The following is a 22,787-nucleotide window of genomic DNA, read 5'->3' as shown; positions in this document are numbered from 1 at the left end:
CACATTTGATTTGCGTTGTTCTTAAGGTTTGTGCCCGCGCGACAGGAACTCGTGGGACTGCATTTCCAGCAAGCGGCTGAGGGTGCGCTGGAATTCGAAGGTCAGGCGACCGCCGGTGTACAGATCCTTGAGCTCAACTTCCGCCGAGATGATCAGCTTGACGTTACGGTCGTAGAACTCATCGACCATGTTGATAAACCGTCGCGCGATATCGTCGGTGGTCACGCCCATCTGCTCCACGCCGCTCAAGATCACCGCGTGGAAGATCTTGCCCAGTTCGATGTAGTCGTTCTGGCTACGCGGGCCGTCGCACAGGGCGCGGAAGTCGAACCAGGCCACGTCATCGCAGGTACGCAGGGCGACGATTTCGCGGTTCTCGATCATCAACTTGTCGTTTTCCACCGCCTGGGTGCATTCCGGCGTCAGCGCGCGGAAGCTCTTTTTCAGGCTGTCGTGGGCCGCTTCGTTCAACGGGAAGTGGAACAGCTCCGCTTGCTCCAGGTGACGCAGGCGGTAGTCGACGCCGCTGTCGACGTTGACGATCTCGGTGTTCTGCTTGATCAGCGCAATGGCCGGCAGGAAGCGCGCACGTTGCAGGCCATCCTTGTACAAGCCGTCCGGCACGATGTTCGACGTGGCAACCAGGGTCACGCCGTTCTTGAACAGTTCTTCCATCAGGGTGCCAAGGATCATGGCGTCGGTGATGTCGGAGACGAAGAATTCATCGAAGCAGATCACCCGCGCCTCGTCGGCGAAACGCTTGGCGATGATGGTCAGCGGGTTTTTCTCGCCCGGCAGGGTCTTCATTTCTTCGTGCACGCGCTTCATGAAGCGGTGGAAGTGCGTCCGTACTTTTTCCTTGAACGGCAGCGCTTCGAAGAAGGTGTCGACCAGGTACGTCTTGCCCCGGCCCACGCCGCCCCAGAAATACAGGCCTTTGACCGGGGTGTGGTCTTTCTTGCCAAACAGCTTGCTGAGCATCCCTGGCTTGCTTTGCGAAGCCGCGACGAGGTCGTCATACAGGCGCTGCAAATGGCGCACCGCCGTTTCCTGGGCCGCGTCGTGGAAGAATTCAGGGCGTTTCAGATCAGCTTGATATCGTTCTAGGGGCGTCATAATTTCGTTAGCAAGGCAACAAAAACGGGCCGTCACTGTAACGACGGCCCTGATTAATGGCAATCAACCCTTGGTCGGGTCAATCTTCGAGAGGGGTCAACGCGACGCGCAAAGCGGTGATGGCAGCGTCGCGCGACGCTTCGTCGGTGAACGCGGCGCTATCGGCGACCACTGCGCCGTCCAGCCATACGCTGAAACCCAGGGCTTCAGTGCGTACGTCCAGCGCGTCACCGCTTTGCAATTGTTTGGTCACAGCACCCGCGGCCTTGCCGTCGACGAAGTTGCGCGACAACAGCAATTGCTCGCCATCGGCCGCCAGCAAGCGGAAGCGGAAGCTACCGTCAGCTTCGCGGAAGCTCACGAAACGCGCGGCTTTCGCGGCTTTCTTCTTGGCCGCTACCGGAGCCGCCGTCTGGTTGACGAACGAACGCAGGCCCACCGCTTCACGCAGCTCAGCCAGGAACGGTGCCGCCACGGCGCGGGCTTTCTTGGCGCCGATCAGCAGCAGATCTTCCATGTCCGATGGGCGCGACATCAGTTGATGGTAACGCTCGCGGGCTTCGCCCAATTGGCCGTCCAACAGCTGGAACAGACGATTCTTCGCCTCGCCCCAGCCCAGGCCTTGCAGCAGCTCGGCACGGAATTCTTCTTCCTGGGCCTTGCTGGCAAATGCCTGGTACAAGGTGAACAGGTGGGAGTTGTCCGGGTCCTTGGCTTCGCCCGGCGCGCGGGAGTCGGTGACGATGCGCGAGATGGCGTCCTTCATGTCCTTGGCGCTGGTGAACAACGGGATGGTGTTGTCGTAGCTCTTGGACATCTTGCGACCGTCCAGGCCCGGCAAGGTGGCGACGCTTTCTTCGATCAACGCCTCGGGCATGGTGAAGAATTCTTTACCGTTGCCAAACAGGTGGTTGAAGCGCTGGCCGATGTCGCGCGCCATTTCCACGTGCTGGATCTGGTCACGGCCGACCGGCACCTTATGGGCGTTGAACATCAGGATGTCCGCCGCCATCAGCACCGGGTAGCTGTACAGGCCCATGCTGATGCCCGCATCCGGGTCTTCGCCGGCTTCCACGTTCTTGTCCACCGAGGCCTTGTACGCGTGGGCGCGGTTGAGCAGGCCCTTGGCGGCAACGCAGGTGAGCAACCAGGTCAGCTCGGGGATTTCCGGGATGTCGGACTGGCGGTAGAAGGTCACCCGGTTCACATCCAGGCCACCGGCCAGCCAGGTCGCGGCGATTTCCATACGCGAGCGCTGGATGCGCTGCGGGTCATCGCATTTGATCAGGGCGTGGTAGTCGGCCAGGAAGTAGAAGGAGTCGGCATTGGCGTCCTGGCTGGCGAGGATCGCCGGGCGGATCGCACCGGCGTAGTTGCCCAGGTGCGGCGTGCCGGTGGTGGTGATGCCGGTGAGGATACGGGTACGAGTCGTCATGGGTAATCGCTTATCAGACTGCTATCAATTCGAGAGGCGCGCCAGCACCAGATCCTTGAGATCGGTGAGCTTGCCATGAAAAAAGTGCCCGCATTCTGCCACTTTCAGCAGCTCATGGGGGCGATTCAAGGCGGCGGACCAGTCGTAGACCAGCTGCGGGTCGACCACTTCGTCGGTTTCCGGCTGGATCAGGGTCAATGGGCAGCCCTGTGGCAACGCATCGGAATCGCGCAGGCGCATCACTGCTGCGGCGACCATAAACAGGTGGGCAAGTTTTTCGCCCTTGGCTTCCAGGCGACCGCCGAGGCTGGCAGCCACGTAGCCACCGAAGGAAAAGCCGAACAGCGTGATCGGCAGGTCCGGGTGTTTTTCCCGCAGCCAGGTGGCGGCCGCTTCGGCATCGTCCACTTCGCCGGTGCTCATGTCGTGCACACCGGCACTGGCGCCAACGCCACGGTAATTGAAACGCAAGGTAATCAAACCGGCATCGCGGGCGGTGCGTTGCAGGGTCGATACGACTTTATTGAGCATGGTCCCACCCTGCACCGGGTTGGGGTGGCAGATCAGCGCCAGGCCCCGTGGTTCGGGGTGATCCAGGTACAGGGCTTCCAATTGGCCCACCGGGCCATCGATCAAAACGGGGGTTTCACGCATGAGCAAGGAATGAACTCCGTGACCTCTCAAAGGGTCGACTCGTCTAGCTAAAAGTCTGTGCATGGCATCATTGCGAGCTTAATCGCGGTATACAGCGCAGGTTTGAGCCGTTAACGTAAAGCAAAGCCGTTTATAGAGGAAGGACTCGTGGAACACTCGCTCTTAGTTTGGTTGTTGCCGACTCTTGCCCTGGTTGCCGGTGTCGCCATTGGATTCCTGGTTGCTCGCCTGCTGCCGAATGCCGCGCCTAACCGCACGCAGCGTCAGTTGGATGATATTCAGGAACGTTTTGACAGTTATCAGAACGAGGTTGTTACCCACTTCAACAGCACCGCCAACCTGGTCAAGAAACTCACCCAAAGCTACCAGGAAGTACAGGATCACCTCGCCGACGGTGCCAACCGCCTGGCCCTCGACGACATCACCCGTCAGCGCCTGCTGGCCGCGCTGCATTCCGATGCACCGCAAGCACCACGTGAGCGCCTGACCCCACCGCGGGAAAACCAGGAGCCACCACGGGACTACGCGCCAAAAACGCCGAACGCCCCTGGCATGCTGGATGAGCATTACGGCTTGAAGAAGTAAGTTTTCTTCCAGCAATCAAAAAGCCCGGCTGATCGATGATCAGCCGGGCTTTTTGTTAAGTGCTCACTCTCAAGAACACAGGAGATCAAATGTGGGAGGGGGCGAGCCCCCGATGGCTGCCTGTCAGTTACAGATGTTGTGACTGACCCACCGCAATCGGGGGCAAGCCCCCTCCCACATTAATCGAGTACACCCTTAGGCCGGTTGCTGTTCCTGCAACCGCCCACCCTCAATCCGCACATGCCGCCCATGGAAGCGCTTGAGGCTGCTGCGATGGCCCACGCTGACAATGCTCAACCCCGGCAACTCATCAATCAGCGCCTGGTACAACGTCGCCTCATCCTCTTCATCCATGGCCGATGTGGCTTCGTCCATGTACAGCCATTGCGGCGCAAACAACAACGCACGGGCAAAGGCCAGCCGTTGTTGCTCGCCCGGTGAGAGCATGCGTTGCCAGTGGTTGGCCTCATCCAGGCGATTGACCAGATGTGGCAACCGGCAGGTGTCCAGGACCTGTGCATAACGTTCAGCCGGGTAAACGCTGTCGTCCTGTGGATAACTCAACACGGCTTTTAAAGTACCAATAGGCAAGTAAGGCTTCTGCGGCAGGAACAGATAGCGCGCCGCTGGCAACAGAATACTGCCGTGACCCGCCGGCCACAGGTGGCCCATCGCACGCAGCAAGGTGCTTTTGCCGCTGCCGGAACGCCCGCTGAGCATCACGCGCTGGCCTGGCTCTACGCTCATGTCGGCGCTGGTCAGCAGGTGACGGCCATCGGTCAGGTCCATGCCCAAGCCTTGCACCACCAGGCGCTCGCCTTCGGGGCGTACATCAATCGCCGGTGGGCGCTGCTCGTTGTCACTCATGGCCTGATGAAAACTCAGCAGACGATCACTGGTGGCGCGCCACGAAGCCAGCTCCGAATACGCACTGATAAACCAGCTGAAATTCTCCTGGACGTTGCCGAACGCCGAGTTGATTTGCATCAGTTCGCCCAGTTCGATCTTGCCGGTGAAGTAGCGCGGCGCAGCAACGATAAACGGGAAGATGATCGCGATCTGGCTGTAGCCGGCGGTGAAGAAGGTCAAGCGCTTGGACACTTTCATGATGTCCCAGAAGTTGTGCCAGACCTTGCCAAAGCGAGCGCTCAAGCGCTGGTTTTCATTCGGCTCGCCGTTATACAGGGCAATGCTCTCGGCGTTCTCCCGCACCCGCACCATGGAGAAACGCAGATCCGCTTCGAAGCGTTGTTGTTGGTTGCTCAGGCCGATCAAGCGACGGCCGATCAGATGCGTCAGCCAACTGCCCACCGCCGCGTACAACAGCGCGCACCAGAACATGTAGCCAGGAATCGTGATACCGAATACTTCGATACTGCCCGACACGCCCCACAGAATGATGGAGAACGACACCAGGCTGACCACATTGCGCAGCAGGCCAAGGCCAAGGCTCAAGGTGCTGGAGGTGAAGTTGTTGAGGTCTTCGGAAATCCGCTGGTCCGGGTTATCGGTGTAGCCGCCCTGCTCCAGCTGGTAGTAGTTTTTGTCGGCAAGCCAGCGGGCGAAGTGCTTTTCGGTGAGCCAGGCACGCCAACGAATGGTCAGCATCTGGGTCAGGTACAAGCGGTACACCGCGCCGAGAATCGCCACGGCGGCGATCCCGCCGAAGTAACCGATCAACTGCCAGAAAGCCGCGGTGTCCTTCTTTTCCAGGGCATTGTAGAAGTCTTTATACCAGTGGTTGATCCACACGGAGATCGCCACACTGAACAGCGACAGGCCAATCACCGCCGCCAATAGCAACCACGCCTTACCCTTCTCTTCACTGCGCCAATAGGGTGTGATCATCGCCCAGGTACGGCGAAAAAATTGCCCACGCACCGCGTCATTGACCGCGGAATACTCTGCGTTCTGATTCATCGTTCAGGCTCTGTAAGAAAATGTGACAGGCGTTTGAACCGATCATAGACGATCGGTTCAAGGCTCCGTGCGGCCTGAGCGAATTGTTCAGACTACGTTCAGCGGCGAACCGGACGCTTCTGCAACTTACGCTGCAAGGTGCGGCGATGCATGCCCAGGGCGCGGGCAGTGGCGGAGATGTTGCCTTCGTGTTCAGTGAGCACGCGCTGTATGTGTTCCCACTGCAGGCGGTCCACCGACATCGGGTTTTCCGGCACTAGGGTATCCAGGTCGGCATGCTCGGACAGCAACGCAGCCAGCACGTCGTCGGCATCCGCCGGCTTGCACAGGTAGTTGCATGCGCCGCGCTTGATCGCCTCGACGGCGGTGGCAATGCTGGAGTAACCGGTGAGGATCACCACGCGCATTTCCGGGTCGAGTTCCAGCAGCTTGGGCAGCAGCACCAGGCCGGAGTCGCCGTCCATTTTCAGGTCGAGGGCGGCGTAGTCCGGCAGGTCGGCCTGGGCGATAGTCAGGCCCTCTTCGGCAGAACATGCGGTGCTTACGCGAAAGCCGCGACGGCTCATGGCGCGCGCCATCACGCGGGTAAAGGTGGCGTCGTCATCTACCAGCAGCAGGTGCGGCAGTTCTTCGCCTTCGACTTGGATCTCGTCACTCATCGATATCTCCTCGTGCGACACGGGGCAGGCGCAGCTCGGTGAGCGTGCCGCCTTCCTCATGACTATAGAGCTTCACTGAGCCGCCCGCGCGGGTCACGCTGGCCTTGCTCAAAAACAGGCCCAGGCCGAAGCCTTTGCCCTTGGTGGTAAAGAACGGTTTGCCGATTTGCTCGGCAATGGCCAACGGCACGCCCGCGCCGTGGTCACGAATGCTGATGGTCACGTCTTCGGCATCCCAGTCCAACTGTACGCCCAAGCCTTCGGGGCAGGCGTCGGCGGCGTTGTTCAGCAGGTTGAGCAGCGCCTGGGTCAGGTCCGGCGGCGGCGCCATGCGCGGCACAGCGCCCTGCCCCAGCAGGTTGAAGCGATAGCTGGCTTCGGGCCGCATCAGGTGCCAGCGGTTCAGGGCTTCGTCGAGCCACTGGGTCACGTCCTGCATTTCCACCGCCAGGCGGCGATTGGCTTCGGCGGCACGCACCAGTTGTTGCAAGGTCTGCTTGCACTGCTTGACCTGTTCGCGCAGCACGCCGAGGTCTTCCTGCAACGCCGGGTCGTGATGATCCTGGGTCATTTCGTTGAGCAGCACGCTCATGGTCGCCAGCGGGGTGCCCAACTCATGGGCGGCGCCGGCAGCCTGGGTGGCCACTGCTAACAATTGCTGGTCGCGCAGGCCTTCTTCGCGACGGATGGCGCGCAGTTCTTCCTGGCGACGCAGCTCTTCGGCCATGCGTGCGGCGAAAAAGGTGATGACTGCGGCGGACAGGGCGAAGCTCAACCACATCCCGTAGATCTGCAGGTTTTCCCGGGCGATGGGGAAGGTTTGCAGCGGATAGAAGCGCGCCAGCAACAGGGTGTACAACGTCAGGGCGATCCCAGACAGCACCACCGAGTAGCGCCATGGCAAGGTCACCGCGGCAATCGTCAACGGCACCAGGTAATACGACACGAACGGGTTGGTGGAGCCACCGGAAAAGTACAGCAGCACACTGTGGATAAACAGGTCACAGGCCAATTGCAGCGCGTATTCCAGTTCGGTCACCGGCCACGTGGTGCGCAGCCGGATGGCGGTGAACACACACAGCACGGTGGAGAAGGCCAGGGTCACACCCAATTGCAGCCACGGCAGCGGCAGCAGGTCGAACCAATAGGCGAGCCCGACGGAGCCGGCTTGTGCGGCCAGGACCAGGGTGCGAATGAACGTCAGGCGCCATAGGTTCTGGCGAGTGGCGGAAGTCAGTTTTACGGCGGCGAGCATGAGCTCTCCCGGTGAGCGCTGCGGGTGGATCGGCGCAAGTATAAACGAAGCAGGCCCGCCGACACGGCGTGTGTGGCTCTTTGCCGCAGGCCGGGCAAATGACCGTTCGTCGCCACTCGCGTAATTGTTGCGAATGTGTAAACCCGAAGAACCGGATGCCACCGTCTACAGTCATACCGAACACGCTATGCCTACACGGCATCCTCAAGGAGCTCAAATGTCTCGTTTCACTCGCAGTGCAGCCGTTATCACCCTCAGTGCCGCCACCTTTGCCAGCCTCCCCGCATTGGCCGCCGACGCTCTGAACTACAACCAGATTTCCCTGCGCGCCGAGGTCAGCCAGGAGGTGGCCCGCGACAAAATGATCGTGACCCTCTACACCGAATCCCAGAACAGCGACCCGGCCAAGCTCGCCGCCGAAATCACCACCACCATGAATAAAGCCCTCGGCCAGGCCCGCGAAGTCAAAGGCGTGACCCTGCGCCAGGGCAGCCGCAACAGCTACCCGATCTACGACAGCAAGAACCAGAAGATCACTGGCTGGCGTGAACGCGCCGAGCTGCGTCTGGAAAGCGCGGACTTCCCGGCGCTGTCCAAACTCACCGGCGAGCTGCTGAACACCCTGAAAATGGACAGCATGGACTTCGCCATCGCCGACGCCACACGCAAGACCAGTGAAGACGCGCTGCTCAAAGACGCCGTCGCAGCATTCAAGGCGCGTGCGCAATTGGCCACCGATGCCTTGGGCGGCAAGGGTTACAAAATCGTCAACCTGAACTTCAACACCAACGGTTATCCACAACCCTATGCCCGTGGCGGCATGATGATGAAAGCGGCCATGGCGGATTCGGCGCCGACACCCGAAGTAGAAGCCGGCACCAGCCAGGTCAATATGAGTGCGGATGGCGTGATTGAAGTGCTGCAATAACCACTGTACTCAGCGGCAGAAAAGGCGCATCCCTTCAAGGTTTGCGCCTTTTTTTTTGGGAGAGGCTTCATACGGCAAGGTCACATACCGCAGCACATCCGTTGGAATCAGTCACCCGGTTTTCACGACACAAACAACGCCGCAGCTACAGGGAGTGCTGCCCAGGCGTTCGTTTAACTCACGAGAACCGAATTTATGTCTATCTCTCCCGTTCACCCCATCTCTCCCTTGCAACGACACCCCGGCGACTCACCGATATCATCAGCCAGTACACAGGCGTCACAAAACCAGCCCGTCGCCCCCCCATCGCCTCACGAGACAGCGCTGCTCAACGCCTACCTGGAAGCCGTGCAGCGCAAAATTCTACGTAGCGATCCCGGCCTTATAAAGGTTCCATCCCAAAGCACATTGGGCCAATGGCTTGAATTGTATCGAGCGCAAGTGGAGCACCCGGTTGTCCAAGGCTGGCTGCGCGACCAGAAGATCGAGGCATCCGCCCTGCTTTCAGTCGACCCGTCCAAAGGCACGCTGTCAGCCGAGGCCGACGGAACACTCAAAACGTTTTCGCTCTCGGACACGTCTGGTTGGGGGCAGATCTCAGCCCCTCTGCTGGCCGCTGCCAAGGTGATAGCCCCGGAAGACAAAGGCGGGTTGCGTGTGCGATTCGGCAACGGTTTTAATCAGGTCAGCGCGAAGGTGGTCGCGAACTTCCAGGGTATTGCTCTCCCTTCGAAGCGCTCCCAGGCCAGCGAGCAAATCAGGCACCTGGAGCACCAGAAAGCGTTCGACCCGATCCCGGCGGACGACCGCGTGCGCCCAGCCAGCAGCCGATCAGCGCACGCCCTGGACGTGCAAAAACAGAATGCCGCCAGGTTCTACAGCACGGCCCCGCAAGCCCTGGAGTACAAGCGCTTGGCGGTGGACGTGGCCACTCAGTTGCCCAATACGCGGGAGGAAGCCAAGCAGTGGGCGCAGAAGTTGATTTTCGAATTGACCGGCAAGCAAGTCGATGCCGATACGATCTATCTAAACCGCTTCAAGGGCGCCAACACCCCGCTCAGCAATGACACGGCGACCGTCACGGGCTGGGAACACCTCAATGAAGAACCCTATTCCTCGTTGCGCCTGCCGGATGCCCTGCTGAAAAACTTCAATGAGCATGACGGCGTGCCCGGCAATCTGGACCTGGAAGCCGGTTTGTACCTGGCCGGTCCAGGCCAAAGTACCAAGGGTGGATACGGCGCCCACAACCAATTTCCCCTCGCGCCTTCCGCGCTCATGCATGCCAGTTGGAAAACCGACTTCCAGACGCAGATGACCCAGAAAATCGACAACTTCTGGAGTGCCCATACCGAGAACTACCAGACCGCGATAAAAGGAGAGTTCGCCTACCAGGCGCGCAAGCAACTCACGGCTTACGAAGGCAAGCCAACCGCTGAACAGGCACTGCAAGCGCCCGAACATAAATTCACCCGCGAAGACTACCGCTTGGTCATGGGCGCCGCGTCCAACCTGCCACTCGACGAGAACACGCCGCTAAGCGTTGAGCAGCTCAAGGCCGAGGCTCCCGTCAACGGTCTCGTTCGCACGCATGGGTTGAACATCCAAGGCTTTACGTCCAGCGACATTGTGCGATTCAGCGCTGCCGACGGTGGTCGACAAGTGCTCTATATACCGGGTGCCGAGCCGTCCTTTTTAAGGTTCGACTCCATGGACACACTGAACCAGTGGGTGGTTGACCAAACCAGGGATCCGAAAAAACGCGAAGCACTGGTCGCTCACTTTCCGTTGAGCTACCGCCAGGACCATGAAGCCGGGTTTGCGGCCAAAGCGGCCAAGGTGTTGATGCCCGTACTGTGGTTCACGCATGTTGGCGAAAAAACCGAAGGGCTGGACACGCTCCTTGAAAAAATGGCCAACGGAAAATTGAATGGCCCAGCCATCAATGACAGCCACGCGGCCATTGAAGGCGATGTGTTCTCCACCCTGGCAACCGCCGCCAAAGAACGCATGAACAGCGATGCTGACGTTGTGATCAAGTCCAACAGCGAAGTGATTCGCGACACCTGGCTGAACGACATCACCGTAGCCGCAGGCCTGCTGGCCAAGCTGGCGCCCATTGCTGCGCCGGTCGCGGCGCTGGCTGTTGTCACCGGATTGAGCGAAGTGGCGCTGGGGGCGGAAAAAGGGTCATCCGGCGATACCGAGGCCGAGCGCAAGGACGGTGCGTCCAAGGCATTCGATGGGGTGCTGAACACGTTGTTTTCGGCCGCGGCCAGCGGATCGGTGGAGGACCCCTTCGCTGTACCGCAGGAGCCCCCGCGCGCCCTTGCCCCAGGCGAGCGGCCCCGGATTGAAAGTGCCCCGGCGCTCCCCGAAGTCAACCGGTTGCAGCCCAGCCAAGCGGGAAATATCAGCGCCTACGCAGTACCGAACGGTGAGCAACTTATTGAAAACGCCACCCGTAATGGAAAAGGCATTTATCAGGTAAAAGATCAGGCATCAGGCACAGACCATTGGTTTATCCGATACACCGATGCGACCGGCGTTCGTCAGGTGTTTGAGATCAAAGGTGACTTCAAGCCAAGCAATGATTACGTGCAAGTCATTGACCGTGACACAGGCAAGCCGGTGATGACCGTTCACGCAACAGCTGACGGCGAATGGGCGCGAGGTATCGGCCCAGGCGGGAAGTGGCCGTGGAGCAAACCGTCGCGACCATCGGTAGATGAAACCAAGGCAGCGCCAAAAATCTCCGACGCATTTGTTGATTTGGAAGGCAAAAAAATCAAAGGTGCCGAACAGATCGATGACTATTTGAAAATGGACGACAACGTCACCTATGACTACTCCAACCGCAATATTGAAGAAAACGGCGTCATAAAATCCAAAATCGGCGTTTCCTGGAACCTGGCAGAAGACAATTTCAAGGTCGATACGATAGAGGCCGCCGGCCCCTCGGACTTCAGTGCCAGCGAGTATTCGGAACAATTCACCAAGGACCTCTCGCGCTTCAACTACTCAGTCGTCGTCAAGGAAGGAGCGAATGAAGTGCGTACCGAGCTCAAGAGCACGGCGCAAGACGGCCTGGAAAAAACAGCGGAAAGACTCCGCCAATTTGAAACGCTGGTGCCTGATCCCATGTTGCGGGCACGTATTTCCGAGGTGGCTCATCAAGGCTCCCTGGCGCCGGCCTCGAACTATCTGAACCAGGATTCCACCGGACTGCAGGACGGGTTTTACCTGGGCGGCAAGGACACGGAGATCATCATCAGATATGACGCCAGCGCGAACCGCGCCAACGTCAACTTTGTGAGCAAGAACACCATCAGCCAGCCGGAGGCTGATCGATACAAAATACCGGAGGTTGAAATCACCACCAAACGGACTTTTACAATCACCGAAAGCAATGAGATCAAGGACGCCGCCAGGGTTTACGTTATCGACAAACACGCGCCGTCCAACATTGAGTTCACGCTCGTGCTGAAATGATTATTTAAACATCCCCCTGAACGGCGGTAACCTCGGTTAACGCCGTTTTCGTTTGGGCAGGCTAACCCTGCCACTTCAGGGGTCTACATGGAAAGAATCACCTTCAAACCGCTGCTCCTCGCCGCCGGCCTGCTGGCATTCATGCCGATGGCCCAGGCCGCCACCACCCTGGTCTACTGCTCCGAAGCCAGCCCCGCCGGTTTCGACCCTAGCCAGTACACCAGCGGCACCGATTTCGATGCTTCCGCCGAAACGGTGTTCAACCGCCTGACCCAGTTCAAACGCGGTGGCACCGAGGTCGAACCCGGCCTGGCGACAAGCTGGGACGTGTCGAAGGACGGCCTGGCGTATACCTTCCACCTGCGGGATGGCGTCAAATTCCACACCACCGACTTCTTCACCCCCACTCGCGATTTCAACGCGGATGACGTGCTGTTCACCTTCAACCGCCTGCTGGATGCCAACAGCCCGTTCCGCAAGGCCTACCCCTCCGAGTCGCCGTACTTCACCGACATGGGCCTGAACACCACGATCAAGAGTCTCGACAAGCTCGACGAGCACACCGTGCGCTTCAACCTCAATAACGTCGATGCGTCGTTTGTGCAGAACCTGGCCATGAGCTTCGCCTCGGTGCAGTCTGCCGAATACGCCGCCCAGTTGCTCAAGCAAGGCAAGGCCGAGGACATCAACCAGAAGCCGGTGGGCACCGGGCCTTTTGTGTTCAAGCGCTACCAGAAGGACTCGCAGATTCGCTACACAGCCAATAAACAGTATTGGAAACCCGAGGATGTGAAGCTCGACAACCTGGTGTTCGCCATCACCCCCGACGCCGCTTCGCGCCTGCAAAAACTCAAGGCCGGCGAGTGCCAGGTCAGCGGCTACCCGCGCCCTGCCGACATCGAGGTGATGAAGCAAGACCCCAACCTGCGCGTGCTGCAACAAGCCGGTTTCAACCTGGGCTTTCTCGCCTACAACGTGACCCACCCGCCGCTGGACCAGCTCAAGGTGCGCCAGGCCTTGGACATGGCCATCGACAAGCCGGCGATCATCAAGGCCGTGTACCAGGGCGCCGGGCAATTGGCGCAGAACGCCCTGCCGCCGGCGCAGTGGTCTTATGACCCGAATATCAAGGATGCGCCCCACGATCCAGCCAAGGCCAAGGCGCTACTAAAAGAAGCAGGCGTTGCACCTGGAACGACCATCAACCTGTGGGCCATGACCGTCCAGCGCGCGTCCAATCCGAATGCACGCATGTCGGCCCAAATGATCCAGCAGGATTGGGAAAAGATCGGCATCAAGGCCAATATCGTCAGCTATGAGTGGGGCGAGTACATCAAGCGCGCCAAAAATGGCGAACATGACGCGATGATTTATGGCTGGACCGGCGACAACGGCGACCCGGATAACTGGCTCGGCGTGCTCTACAGTTGTGCTGCGGTGAAAGGCAGCAACTACGCCAAATGGTGTAACCCAGCCTACGACAAGCTGGTGCAGCAGGCCAAGCTCAGCAGTGATCGCGAGCAGCGCATCAAGTGGTATCAACAGGCGCAAAAAATACTTAAGGAACAAGTCCCTATAACGCCTATCGCAAACTCGACGGTTTTCCAGCCACTGCGCAAGGAAGTCAAAGACTTCAAGATCAGCCCCTTCGGCCTGACGCCCTTCTACGGCGTGAGTCTAGATAAGTAACAGCACCGCCCCAACCGGGTGCGCTAGACGCCTCGGTCGGGCCTTCCTGGTGCGCCCGATGCACCGAAAAAACCCTCCAAATGTACGCAATTGTGTAGAAACTTTCATAATTGCGACATTCCTGTACGTTCGTACCACTGTTTCACCCCTGCAACGGTTCTGCATCTTGCATTGGGTATGGCCCCTGCATAAGTATCCGCAGGCCGACTCACGAGGTCGCCCTCACCACCAAAAATGACAACAAATCATGAGGCCAACATGCTTAAACACGCAGTCCTTCCGTTATTAGTTAGCGCAGGCCTTATGGCCGCAGCCCCTTTCGCCCAAGCGGCGACTAACCTGGTGTTCTGCTCCGAAGGGAGCCCGGCCGGTTTTGATCCAGGCCAGTACACCACCGGAACAGACTTCGATGCCTCGGCCGAAACCATGTTCAACCGTCTGACCCAGTTTGAGCGCGGCGGCACCGCTGTGATTCCTGGGCTCGCCACTAAGTGGGAAGTTTCCCCGGATGGCCTGACGTACACCTTTCACCTGCGCGACGGCGTGAAGTTCCACACCACACCGTACTTCAAGCCGACCCGTACGTTTAATGCCGATGACGTGCTGTTCACGTTCAACCGCATGATCAACAAGGACGATCCGTTCCGCAAAGCCTACCCCACCGAGTTCCCGTACTTCACGGACATGGGGATGGACACCAACATCAAGAACATCGAGAAAGTCGATGACCACACCGTCAAGTTCACCCTTGGCACCGTGGACGCCGCTTTCATCCAGAACCTGGCCATGAGCTTCGCCTCGATCCAGTCCGCTGAATACGCCGCGCAACTGTTGAAAGACGGCAAAGCCCAGGACATCAACCAGAAGCCAATCGGCACTGGTCCGTTCGTGTTCAAGAGCTACCAGAAAGACTCGAACATCCGCTACACCGGCAACAAGGACTACTGGAACCCTGCCGACGTGAAGATCGACAACCTGATCTTTGCCATCACCACTGACCCGTCGGTGCGTATCCAGAAGCTCAAGAAAAACGAATGCCAGGTGACCCTGTTCCCACGCCCGGCCGACCTCGAGGCGCTAGGTAAAGATCCGGCCCTGAAACTGCCGCACCAGGCCGGTTTCAACCTGGGCTACATCGCCTATAACGTCATGCCGGTGCTCAAGGGCCAGACTGACGCCAACCCACTGTCCGACCTGCGCGTTCGCCAGGCGCTGGACATGTCGGTGAACAAACAGCAGATCATCGACTCCGTGTACCAGGGCGCCGGCCAACTGGCCGTCAACGCCATGCCGCCAACCCAGTGGTCGTATGACACCACTATCAAGGATGCGAAATACGATCCTGCCAAAGCCAAGGAACTGCTCAAGGAAGCTGGCGTCAAGGAAGGCACCAAGATCACCCTGTGGGCCATGCCGGTTCAGCGTCCGTATAACCCGAACGCCAAGCTGATGGCCGAGATGCTGCAGAACGACTGGAAACAGATCGGCCTGAACGTCAACATCGTCAGCTACGAGTGGGGCGAGTACATCAAGCGCTCCAAAGGCGGCGAGAACCAAGCCATGATCATCGGCTGGAGCGGTGACAATGGTGACCCGGACAACTGGCTGAACGTGCTGTTCGGCTGCGACTCGCTGGCCGGTAACAACTTCTCCAAATGGTGCGACAAGAAATTCGACGGCATCGTAAAAGAAGCCAAGGCCACATCGGATGTCGCCAAACGCACCGAGCTGTATAAGCAGGCGCAACACATCCTTAAAGATGCAGTCCCGATGACACCTATCGCGCACTCGACGGTGTATCAACCCATGAGCGCTAAAGTGCAGGACTTCAAGATCAGCCCGTTTGGCTTGAACTCCTTCTATGGCGTGAGCGTCAGCAAGTAAGGATCACTGGCGGCGACGTTTCATAACGTCGCCGTTATTGCATCCGCCCGGACCGTAGGAAATGGACCACATTCGTAACCGTTGCTTCCTACAGCAATGAACTGCGATTTGTGTCCCCGTTGCCTACAAGGTCTGTCCGTTTTTGCGCATTTACTGTGAAGTCCGCGACCCATAACGTCGTAGGACAGCAGCGATGCCAATCGAGGAAGGGCACTTGCTGTGTGTGGGATCAGTGGCGCCCCCTTGTCCGAAAACCGGAGGGAGGCCCGCTGATGACAACTACAAACAAGGATCGGGATCGTCATGCGCCATACCACCGTTCTATCCGCAATTTTTGGCACCAGCCTGCTGGCTGTGGCCACGATGGGCCAAGCCGCCGACAAGAAGAGCCTGGTGTTCTGCTCGGAAGGCAGCCCGGCCGGCTTTGATACCGCGCAGTACACCACCGCCACTGACAACGATGTGGCCGAACCGCTGTACAACCGCCTGGTCGAGTTTGAAAAAGGTGCGACCAACGTGGTGCCTGCGCTGGCCACCAAGTGGGATATTTCGCCAGACGGCCTGACCTATACCTTTCACCTGCGTGAAGGGGTGAAGTTCCACAGCAACAAGGAATTCAAGCCGACGCGGGACTTCAACGCCGACGACGTGCTGTTCACCTTCAACCGCATGCTTGACCCCGACCACCCGTTTCGCAAGGCCTACCCCACCGAGTTTCCGTACTTCAACGGGATGAGCCTGAACAAGAACATTGCCAAGGTCGAGAAAACCGGCCCGCACACGGTGGTGATGACCTTGAACTCGGTGGACGCCGCGTTCGTGCAGAACATCGCCATGAGCTTTGCCGCGATCCTGTCGGCCGAATACGCCGAGCAGTTGCTCAAGGCGGGCAAGCCGAGCGACATCAACCAGAAGCCCATCGGCACTGGCCCGTTCGTCTTCCAGCGTTATCAGAAAGACTCGCAGATCCGTTATGTCGCCAACAAGCAATACTGGGACCCGGACAAGGTCAAGCTGGACCAGTTGATCTTCGCCATCAACACCGATGCCTCGGTGCGCGTGCAAAAGCTCAAGGCGGGCGAATGCCAGGTGACCTTACATCCGCGCCCGGCTGACGTCGACGCCCTCAAGGCTGACAAAAACCTGCAACTGCTGACCAAGCCCGGGTTCAACCTCGGCTACATCGCCTACAACGTGCGCCACAAGCCGTTCGACCAGCTCGAAGTGCGCCAGGCGCTGGACATGGCGGTGAACAAGCAAAGCATCCTCAACGCCGTGTACCAGGGCGCGGGGCAATTGGCGGTCAACGCCATGCCGCCGACGCAGTGGTCCTACGACGACACCATCAAGGACGCCGCCTATAACCCGGAAAAAGCCAAGGAACTGCTCAAGGCTGCCGGCGTGAAGGAAGGCACCGAGATCACCCTGTGGGCGATGCCGGTGCAACGGCCGTACAACCCCAACGCCAAGCTGATGGCCGAAATGCTGCAAAGCGACTGGGCCAAGATCGGCCTCAAGGTCAAGATCGTCAGCTACGAGTGGGGCGAATACATCAAGCGCACCAAGAACGGTGAGCACGATGTCAGCCTGATCGGCTGGACCGGCGACAACGGGGACCCGGACAACTGGCTGGGCACTCTTTATAGCTGCGACGCCATCGGCGGGAACAACTACTCCATGTGGTGTGACCCGGCGTACGACAAGCTGATCAAGCAAGCCAAGGTCGTCACCGACCGCGAACAACGGACTGTTCTGTACAAACAGGCGCAGCAACTGCTTAAACAGCAGGTGCCCATCACGCCAGTCGCCCACTCGACGGTCAACCAGCCGTTAAGCGCCAAAGTCGAAGGTTTCAAAGTGAGCCCCTTCGGCCGCAACGTGTTCTCGGGCGTCAGCATCACCCCATAAGAAAATAACCGGATTGCGCAGGGCTTAACCGCCCTGCTGCAAACGTGCAGCTTTTTGTCGGGATTTTTCCTACAGCAAACGTTTGCAAAGGCTTGAACGAGTTACACACCCAATAGCCGGTTCACCTAATAAGACCGGCATAAAAAAGAGAACCAAAGGAGCTTCATCCATGAAACTGAGCAGCAAAGCGCTTCTGGCCCTGGCCATCAGCAGCATCACGGCAACCGCCTACGCTGAAACCCAAAGCCAGGAATTCGTTCCTACCACATTGGCCGGTTCCAGCGCCCAAAGCGAGGCCAAGGGCTTTATCGACGGTCAAAGCCTGGGCGGTACTACCCGTAACTGGTTCTCCAACGAGAACAAGTTCCGTGGCCAGAAATTCACCTACCAGAAGCACGGCCAGGACCGTACCGATGCCTACCGCACCAACTGGGTACAGGGCACCATCCTGAACTACAGCTCGGGCTTTACCCAAGGCACCGTGGGTGTTGCAACCGAAGTCGCGGCCTACAACGCCATCGTGCTGGACCGCAGCAAACGTGACATCAAGGGCGGCTCCAACCGCACCCTGGCCGACTCCGACGGCAAAGCCGTAGACCAGTGGAGCAAGCTGGGCCTGGCCAACGTCAAGTTCCGTGTGTCCAACACCACCCTGACCGCCGGTCGCCAGAACTTCAGCAGCGGCATCGTCGACACCATCGGCAACCGTGCGCTGCCTTCGAGCTTCGAAGGTGTGAGCTTCAACAGCGAAGAGTTCAGCAACCTGTCGTTCCAGGGCGGTATTTTCGATCGCGTTTCGCCGCGTACCGAGCAAAGCCTGACGAAATTCATCTCCGAGTACGGTAACGGCCAGACCACCGACAAGGTGCAGACCCTCGGTTTCAACTATCAGCCGCTCAAAAGCCTGAAAACCAGCGTGTTCGCGGCTCACGTCGAAGATTTCTGGAACCAGTACTACTTCGGCGCGACCCACGAATTGGGTGACAGCAGCGTCCTCGGGCTGACCACCGGCCTGAACTACTACAAGACCACCGATACCGGCAGCAAGAAGATGGGCAAGATCGACAACGACACTTACTCGTTGTCCCTGGGGCTGACCCACCAGGCTCACAGCCTGACCTTCTCGTATCAGGAAGTGAACGGTGACGAGTACTTCGACTACCTGCACGAAACCAACGGCATCTACCTGGCCAACTCCCTGACTTCGGACTTCAACAGCCCGAACGAGAAGTCCTTCCAGGTCGCCTACGGTATCAACATGGCCGAATACGGCGTGCCAGGCTTGAAGTTCAACGCTTACTCCGCACGCGGCTGGGGCATTGACGGTACTCACTACAATGGCACTGCCTACGGCGAAGCCGGTAAATCCCGCAGCGACCTGCGTCTGATGGACGGCGAGAAACACCAGGAATATGGTGTTGGCGCCTCCTACGCCCTGCAAAGCGGCCCGCTCAAGGCCACCACCATCCGTGGCACCTACATCACGCACCGTGCCAGCGCCCAACAGGCTGACGGCAACATCCGTGAATTCCGTCTGGTCACCACCATCCCGTTCAACATTCTTTAATTAGCGCCAGGTAGACGGCGGGCTCATTGCGAGCCCGCCGTCTAAGCTTGTCTGGTTCAATGGATTGCAGAGGTCTGCGAATGAAAATGCTCCCGCTACAAGCCGCCATGGCTGCTGCGCTGTTGAGCGTGGCGGTCGGCATTGCGGCCAAACCGCTGGTGGTCTGCACCGAAGCCAGCCCGGAGGGTTTCGACCCGGTGCTGTACACCACCGCAGTGACCGCTGACGCCGCGGCGGAAACCATGTTCAACCGCCTGGTGGACTTCAAGCCCGGCACCACCGAAGTGGTACCGGCCCTGGCCAAGGACCTGCCCGAGATCAGCGCCGATGGCCTGACCTACACCTTTCACCTGCGTGACGACATCAAGTTCCACACCACCGATTACTTCAAGCCCACGCGCAACATGAATGCCGATGACGTGCTTTGGAGCTTCCAGCGCCAGTTGGACCCGAATCACCCGTGGCATAAAAAGTCTGTGACCGGCTTCCCTTATTTCGAAAGCATGGGTTTCAAGGAACTGCTCAAAAGCGTGGAAAAGATTGACGATCACACAGTGGTCTTCACCCTGACCCGTCGTGAAGCACCGTTCCTCGCAGACCTGGGCATGGCCTTTTCCTCGATCCACTCCAAGGAATACGCTGACCAACTGCTCAAGGCAGGCAAGACCGATGATTTGAACGCAAAACCCATTGGCACTGGCCCGTTCATCTTCACTCGCTATCAAAAAGACGCCCAGGCACGCTTCAAGGCCAACCCCGACTACTTCCGTGGCAAGCCGCAGGTCGACCCGCTGATCCTGGCGATTACGGCTGACAACAACGTTCGCCTGCAAAAGCTCAAGGCCAATGAGTGTCAGATCGCGCTGTTTCCCAAGCCCGACGACATCCCCAGCATCAAGAAAGATCCGAACCTGAAAATCGATGAGCTGGCGGCGATGACTACCAGCTACACCGCGTTGAACACCACACACAAGTACATGAGCGATGCACGGGTGCGCCACGCGATCAACATCGCGTTTGACAAGGCCGGCTATGTCGATGCGCTGTTCGGTAAAGGCAATGCGGTCGTGGCCACAGGCCCTTATCCACCGACCTTGCTGGGCTTCAGCGAAAAGCTGAAGAACCCTCCACGTGACCTCGATAAAGCCCGCGCCTTGCTTAAGGAAGCTGGCGTGCCGGAAGGCACCGAGTTCACGTTGTTCACCCGCGCAAACGGCGGCCCGACCAACCCCAACCCGATGCTCGGCGCCCAGCGTATGCAGGCCGACTTGGCCGATGTCGGCTTGAAGCTCAACATCAAGGTCATGGAGTGGGGCGAAATGCTCAAGCGCGCCAAGGCCGGCGAGCCCGACATGGTGTCATCCGGCTGGGTCGGTGATAACGGCGACCCGGATAACTTCCTCACGCCCAACCTGAGTTGCGATGCGGCGAAAAACGGCGAAAACTACGCCCGCTGGTGTAACGAAGAGTTTCAGACTCTGATCGACAAGGCCCGCTCCGTCGAGGAACCGGCGGCACGGGCGGCGCTCTATGAACAAGCACAGGACGTTTTCGAGAAAGACCAACCCTGGCTTCCCATGGCTTATCCGAAACTGTTCACCGCCATGCGCAAGAACGTAGAAGGCTTCCAACAAAGCCCTCTAGGTACCAATAACTTCGCCACTACCCAGGTGAAGTAAATAAGAAAAACGCTCGGCACCGTCGACACTGGCGGTGCCGGACCTGCCTAACCGGCTGATTGAGGTACACCACAAGATGTTTAGTTTTATTGCCCGCCGATTGGGGTTATTGATCCCCACGTTTTTCGGCATCACGTTGCTCACCTTTGCGTTGATTCGCATGATCCCTGGCGACCCCGTCGAAGTCATGATGGGCGAGCGGCGCGTCGACCCCGAGATGCACGCACAGGCAATGGAACGCCTCGGCCTTAACAAGCCGCTGTACGCCCAATACCTGGACTACGTCGGCAAGCTCGCCCAAGGCGACCTTGGTGAATCCCTGCGTACCCGCACCAGCGTGTGGACCGAGTTCACCGCCCTCTTCCCCGCGACCCTGGAACTGTCCATGGCCGCCCTGTTGTTCGCCGGTATCCTGGGCCTGTTGGCCGGGGTGATCGCGGCCTTGAAGCGAGGATCCCTGTTTGACCATGGGGTGATGGGCATCTCCCTGGCGGGATATTCGATGCCGATCTTCTGGTGGGGCCTGATCCTGATCATGTTCTTCTCGGTAAGCCTGGGCTGGACCCCGGTATCCGGGCGGATCGACCTGCTCTACGACATCGAGCCGCGCACCGGCTTCATGCTGATCGACACCCTGCTGGCTGACGAGCCGGATGCGTTCTTCGACGCCCTGCACCACCTGATCCTGCCGGCCATCGTGCTCGGCACCATTCCGCTGGCGGTAATCGCGCGGATGACCCGTTCGTCGATGCTCGAAGTACTGCGCGAAGACTACATCCGTACCGCCAAGGCCAAGGGCCTGTCGCCGGCGCGGGTGGTGTTCGTCCACGGCCTGCGCAACGCGCTGATCCCGGTACTGACGGTGGTCGGCCTGCAAGTCGGTACGCTGCTGGCCGGTGCGGTCCTGACCGAAACCATCTTCTCGTGGCCCGGCATCGGCAAATGGCTGATCGAAGCCATTGGCGCGCGGGACTACCCGGTGGTGCAAAACGGCATTTTGCTGATCGCCTGCCTGGTGATCCTGGTGAACTTCGTGGTGGATATCCTCTACGGCTTCGCCAACCCACGCATCCGTCACCAGCGCTGAGATCAAGACCATGACCACACCTACTCAAGTGTCAGCAGTCGATCAAAGCCTGCTGTACCCGTCCCCGTACAAAGAATTCTGGCAAGCCTTCTCCAAGAACAAAGGCGCGGTTGCCGGCCTGGCGTTCATGCTGCTGATCGTGTTCTGCGCGATCTTCGCGCCGTGGGTGGCCCCCCATAACCCCAGCGAGCAATACCGCGACTTCCTGCTCACCCCGCCAGCCTGGCTGGAAGGCGGGCAGATGCAGTTCCTGCTGGGCACCGACGAATTGGGCCGCGACCTGCTCTCGCGCCTGATTCAGGGTTCGCGCCTGTCGTTGCTGATCGGTTTGTCGTCGGTGGTGATGTCGCTGATTCCCGGCATCCTGCTGGGCTTGTTCGCCGGGTTCTTCCCGCGCTTGCTTGGCCCGACCATCATGCGTTTGATGGACATCATGCTGGCCCTGCCATCGCTGCTGCTGGCGGTTGCCATTGTCGCGATCCTCGGCCCTGGCCTGATCAACACCGTGATCGCCATCGCCATCGTGTCGCTGCCGTCCTATGTCCGTCTGACCCGCGCCGCAGTGATGGGCGAACTGAACCGCGACTACGTGACCGCCGCACGGCTGGCCGGTGCCGGCCTGCCACGCCTGATGTTCATCACCGTGCTGCCTAACTGCATGGCGCCGCTGATCGTGCAGGCAACCTTGAGCTTCTCCTCGGCGATTCTCGATGCCGCCGCCCTGGGCTTCCTTGGCCTTGGCGTACAACCGCCTACGCCTGAGTGGGGCACCATGCTGGCCTCGGCCCGTGACTACATCGAACGCGCCTGGTGGGTCGTGAGCCTGCCGGGTCTGACCATTTTGCTCAGCGTGCTGGCAATCAACTTGATGGGTGACGGCCTGCGCGATGCGCTGGACCCGAAACTCAAGAACGCCGCCTGAGGAGATT

The 22,787-nt window shown here is 59.2% G+C and carries 16 protein-coding genes; 10 read left to right on the top strand and 6 right to left on the bottom strand.

What is annotated here, in order from left to right:
* Positions 1 to 21 precede the first annotated feature (21 nt).
* From zapE to DYL61_RS07165, 3 genes are all read right to left on the bottom strand, one after another.
* On the bottom strand, positions 22 to 1,116 hold the full coding sequence (gene zapE, locus DYL61_RS07175) for a cell division protein ZapE (protein ID WP_135307784.1): 1,095 nt from the start codon (positions 1,114 to 1,116) through the stop codon (positions 22 to 24).
* A gap of 79 nt (positions 1,117 to 1,195) precedes the next feature.
* The gene (locus tag DYL61_RS07170; RefSeq protein WP_135307783.1) at positions 1,196 to 2,551 is read right to left on the bottom strand and encodes a tryptophan--tRNA ligase; all 1,356 of its coding nucleotides are present in this window, start codon (positions 2,549 to 2,551) and stop codon (positions 1,196 to 1,198) included.
* A gap of 24 nt (positions 2,552 to 2,575) precedes the next feature.
* The gene (locus tag DYL61_RS07165) at positions 2,576 to 3,205 is read right to left on the bottom strand and encodes an alpha/beta hydrolase (protein ID WP_135307839.1); all 630 of its coding nucleotides are present in this window, start codon (positions 3,203 to 3,205) and stop codon (positions 2,576 to 2,578) included.
* 147 nt (positions 3,206 to 3,352) lie between these two features.
* On the opposite strand from DYL61_RS07165, the gene DYL61_RS07160 reads away from it, so the two are divergent.
* Positions 3,353 to 3,790: a Z-ring associated ZapG family protein gene (locus tag DYL61_RS07160; RefSeq protein WP_105696206.1), complete on the top strand. Its 438-nt coding sequence runs from the start codon at positions 3,353 to 3,355 to the stop codon at positions 3,788 to 3,790.
* 195 nt (positions 3,791 to 3,985) lie between these two features.
* On the opposite strand, the gene DYL61_RS07155 is transcribed toward DYL61_RS07160, so the two are convergent.
* The 3 genes from DYL61_RS07155 to DYL61_RS07145 all read right to left on the bottom strand — a co-directional run bounded on the left by DYL61_RS07155 (position 3,986) and on the right by DYL61_RS07145 (position 7,624).
* The gene (locus tag DYL61_RS07155) at positions 3,986 to 5,710 is read right to left on the bottom strand and encodes an ABC transporter ATP-binding protein/permease (protein WP_135307782.1); all 1,725 of its coding nucleotides are present in this window, start codon (positions 5,708 to 5,710) and stop codon (positions 3,986 to 3,988) included.
* Positions 5,711 to 5,808: 98 nt separating this feature from the next.
* On the bottom strand, positions 5,809 to 6,369 hold the full coding sequence (locus DYL61_RS07150) for a response regulator transcription factor (RefSeq protein WP_135307781.1): 561 nt from the start codon (positions 6,367 to 6,369) through the stop codon (positions 5,809 to 5,811).
* Positions 6,362 to 7,624 carry an ATP-binding protein gene (locus DYL61_RS07145; protein ID WP_135307780.1) on the bottom strand — a complete coding sequence of 421 codons (1,263 nt, stop codon included), beginning with the start codon at positions 7,622 to 7,624 and terminating at the stop codon, positions 6,362 to 6,364. Before DYL61_RS07145 ends, DYL61_RS07150 begins: the two co-directional genes overlap by 8 nt.
* A 217-nt stretch (positions 7,625 to 7,841) precedes the next feature.
* Between DYL61_RS07145 and DYL61_RS07140 the strand changes: the two genes are divergently transcribed.
* The 9 genes from DYL61_RS07140 (at position 7,842) to DYL61_RS07100 (ending at position 22,780) form a co-directional block, all read left to right on the top strand.
* Entirely contained in the window at positions 7,842 to 8,552 is a 711-nt protein-coding gene (locus tag DYL61_RS07140) for an SIMPL domain-containing protein (protein WP_135307779.1), read from the top strand.
* A 348-nt stretch (positions 8,553 to 8,900) separates the two neighbouring features.
* A complete protein-coding gene (locus DYL61_RS07135; protein ID WP_238704544.1) occupies positions 8,901 to 12,044 on the top strand; it encodes a dermonecrotic toxin domain-containing protein in 3,144 nt (1,047 codons plus the stop codon).
* Between the two features lie 87 nt (positions 12,045 to 12,131).
* The gene (locus tag DYL61_RS07130; protein ID WP_135307777.1) at positions 12,132 to 13,733 is read left to right on the top strand and encodes an ABC transporter substrate-binding protein; all 1,602 of its coding nucleotides are present in this window, start codon (positions 12,132 to 12,134) and stop codon (positions 13,731 to 13,733) included.
* Positions 13,734 to 13,991: 258 nt separating this feature from the next.
* Positions 13,992 to 15,617 (top strand): ABC transporter substrate-binding protein, encoded by a 1,626-nt coding sequence (locus DYL61_RS07125; protein WP_135307776.1) that lies wholly within the window; start codon positions 13,992 to 13,994, stop codon positions 15,615 to 15,617.
* 303 nt (positions 15,618 to 15,920) lie between these two features.
* Complete coding sequence (locus tag DYL61_RS07120) at positions 15,921 to 17,525, top strand: ABC transporter substrate-binding protein (protein WP_135307775.1); 1,605 nt, start codon at positions 15,921 to 15,923, stop codon at positions 17,523 to 17,525.
* Between the two features lie 169 nt (positions 17,526 to 17,694).
* Positions 17,695 to 19,092: an OprD family outer membrane porin gene (locus DYL61_RS07115; RefSeq protein WP_135307774.1), complete on the top strand. Its 1,398-nt coding sequence runs from the start codon at positions 17,695 to 17,697 to the stop codon at positions 19,090 to 19,092.
* Positions 19,093 to 19,172: 80 nt separating this feature from the next.
* The gene (locus DYL61_RS07110) at positions 19,173 to 20,771 is read left to right on the top strand and encodes an ABC transporter substrate-binding protein (protein ID WP_135307773.1); all 1,599 of its coding nucleotides are present in this window, start codon (positions 19,173 to 19,175) and stop codon (positions 20,769 to 20,771) included.
* Positions 20,772 to 20,847: 76 nt separating this feature from the next.
* The gene (locus tag DYL61_RS07105) at positions 20,848 to 21,858 is read left to right on the top strand and encodes an ABC transporter permease subunit (RefSeq protein WP_017739471.1); all 1,011 of its coding nucleotides are present in this window, start codon (positions 20,848 to 20,850) and stop codon (positions 21,856 to 21,858) included.
* A gap of 10 nt (positions 21,859 to 21,868) precedes the next feature.
* Positions 21,869 to 22,780, top strand: coding sequence for an ABC transporter permease subunit (locus DYL61_RS07100; protein WP_105696216.1), 912 nt, complete (start codon positions 21,869 to 21,871; stop codon positions 22,778 to 22,780).
* Positions 22,781 to 22,787: the final 7 nt, after the last annotated feature.

It is taken from the genome of Pseudomonas nabeulensis (assembly GCF_004682045.1).
Lineage (GTDB): Bacteria > Pseudomonadota > Gammaproteobacteria > Pseudomonadales > Pseudomonadaceae > Aquipseudomonas > Aquipseudomonas nabeulensis.
The sequence above is the reverse complement of the archived record's forward strand: the minus strand, read 5'-3'. Positions and strand labels throughout refer to the sequence as shown.

Coding starts and splice junctions, on each gene's coding strand:
- DYL61_RS07120 (WP_135307775.1), top strand. CDS start 15,921: ATGCGCCATACCACCGTTCTATCCGCAATTTTTGGCACCAGCCTGCTG.
- DYL61_RS07145 (WP_135307780.1), bottom strand. CDS start 7,624: ATGCTCGCCGCCGTAAAACTGACTTCCGCCACTCGCCAGAACCTATGG.
- zapE (WP_135307784.1), bottom strand. CDS start 1,116: ATGACGCCCCTAGAACGATATCAAGCTGATCTGAAACGCCCTGAATTC.
- DYL61_RS07125 (WP_135307776.1), top strand. CDS start 13,992: ATGCTTAAACACGCAGTCCTTCCGTTATTAGTTAGCGCAGGCCTTATG.
- DYL61_RS07105 (WP_017739471.1), top strand. CDS start 20,848: ATGTTTAGTTTTATTGCCCGCCGATTGGGGTTATTGATCCCCACGTTT.
- DYL61_RS07155 (WP_135307782.1), bottom strand. CDS start 5,710: ATGAATCAGAACGCAGAGTATTCCGCGGTCAATGACGCGGTGCGTGGG.
- DYL61_RS07100 (WP_105696216.1), top strand. CDS start 21,869: ATGACCACACCTACTCAAGTGTCAGCAGTCGATCAAAGCCTGCTGTAC.
- DYL61_RS07170 (WP_135307783.1), bottom strand. CDS start 2,551: ATGACGACTCGTACCCGTATCCTCACCGGCATCACCACCACCGGCACG.
- DYL61_RS07110 (WP_135307773.1), top strand. CDS start 19,173: ATGAAAATGCTCCCGCTACAAGCCGCCATGGCTGCTGCGCTGTTGAGC.
- DYL61_RS07140 (WP_135307779.1), top strand. CDS start 7,842: ATGTCTCGTTTCACTCGCAGTGCAGCCGTTATCACCCTCAGTGCCGCC.
- DYL61_RS07150 (WP_135307781.1), bottom strand. CDS start 6,369: ATGAGTGACGAGATCCAAGTCGAAGGCGAAGAACTGCCGCACCTGCTG.
- DYL61_RS07115 (WP_135307774.1), top strand. CDS start 17,695: ATGAAACTGAGCAGCAAAGCGCTTCTGGCCCTGGCCATCAGCAGCATC.
- DYL61_RS07165 (WP_135307839.1), bottom strand. CDS start 3,205: ATGCGTGAAACCCCCGTTTTGATCGATGGCCCGGTGGGCCAATTGGAA.
- DYL61_RS07130 (WP_135307777.1), top strand. CDS start 12,132: ATGGAAAGAATCACCTTCAAACCGCTGCTCCTCGCCGCCGGCCTGCTG.